Origin of the sequence: Phytohabitans sp. LJ34, assembly GCF_052068095.1 — a bacterium.
In the GTDB taxonomy this organism is placed as follows: domain Bacteria; phylum Actinomycetota; class Actinomycetes; order Mycobacteriales; family Micromonosporaceae; genus Phytohabitans.
In genome coordinates this window covers 1-1,035 of sequence record NZ_JBQHDG010000062.1, presented here as the reverse complement: position 1 = coordinate 1,035, position 1,035 = coordinate 1, and the positions used below count along the sequence as shown (strand labels likewise).

Genomic DNA, 1,035 nt, shown 5'->3' with positions numbered 1-1,035 from the left:
CCCGACCACCTCGTGGCCACGGCCCAACAGCTCCTCCACCACGTAGCCACCGATGAAGCCGGCCGAGCCGGTAACCAGGACCTTAGCCACTAGCGCTGTTCTCCTTTTCCAGGGTTGGGTCGGCCGGCGTGGTCTCCGCCGTGCCGCGGCGTGCCGCGATCTGCTCGGCCGACAGCCTGCGGCCGTACGCGAAGAAGTACCACTTGAGGTACGAGGGCATGAACCGCCCGAGGTCGAAACGGGACTCGCCGAGCTGACGGTCGAGCCAGATCGTGGGGATCTCGGCCACGGGCAGCCGCAGCCTGTTGGCCTTGGCGGTCAGCTCCAGCCCGATCTCGAAACCGGTGCGCGACTCGATCCCCACCTGGCGCACGAACTCGGTGTCGTACGCCTTGAAGCTGTTGGTCGCGTCGCGCGTGCCCACCCGGGCGAACCAGTGCAGCGTGCGACCCGCCCAGCGGGACATCATCCGCTTGAACCGGGGGCCGCCCACCTGCTGCCCACCGGGCATGTACCGCGACGCGGCCGCCACGACCACACCCCGGTCGACGAGCCGGGCGAGGTCGTCGATCTGCCGCGGGTCGTCGGAGCCGTCGGCCATCGTGACCACCGCGACGGGCGCGGTCGCCGAGTCGATGCCGAAGCGGATCGCGTTGGCCGGGCCCCGCCCGTACGTGTTGAGCACGGTGCGGACGCGCGGGTCGGTGCGGGCGACCTCCTGCGCGTACGGCACCGTGGTGTCTTCCGGCATGTCGTGCACGACGAGCACCTCGGCCGGCAGCAGCACCTCACGGAGGATCCGGTCGAGGCACCGGACGATCGACTCCCCCTCGTTGTAGACGGGGATCACCACCGACACGCGGGGCGTGATCGTCATATCTTCACGCCTTGGCCGGTGAGCCCCCACATGTCCACCACCGGCGTCGCCGTCTCGAGGGCCGTGTACTCCTGGTGTGGGCAGGCGATGACGAGCAGGTCGGCCTTGGCCAGCACCTCGTCGAGCGATACGAAGCGCTCGTCCTTGATGTGCGGATC

The 1,035-nt window shown here is 69.5% G+C and carries 2 protein-coding genes; both read right to left on the bottom strand.

Annotation, left to right across the window (positions count from 1 at the left end; translation table 11 throughout):
* On the bottom strand, positions 1–90 hold a 90-nt coding region (locus tag ACTMTJ_RS45370), incomplete at its 3' end, for an NAD-dependent epimerase/dehydratase family protein (protein ID WP_441225317.1).
* Positions 83–877, bottom strand: a complete 795-nt coding sequence (locus ACTMTJ_RS45365) for a glycosyltransferase family 2 protein (RefSeq protein WP_441225315.1) — start codon at positions 875–877, stop codon at positions 83–85. The genes ACTMTJ_RS45365 and ACTMTJ_RS45370, both read right to left, overlap by 8 nt.
* Positions 878–1,035: the final 158 nt, after the last annotated feature.

Excerpts from the sequence above, each read along its gene's own strand:
- ACTMTJ_RS45365 (WP_441225315.1), bottom strand. The coding sequence starts at position 877 with ATGACGATCACGCCCCGCGTGTCGGTGGTGATCCCCGTCTACAACGAG.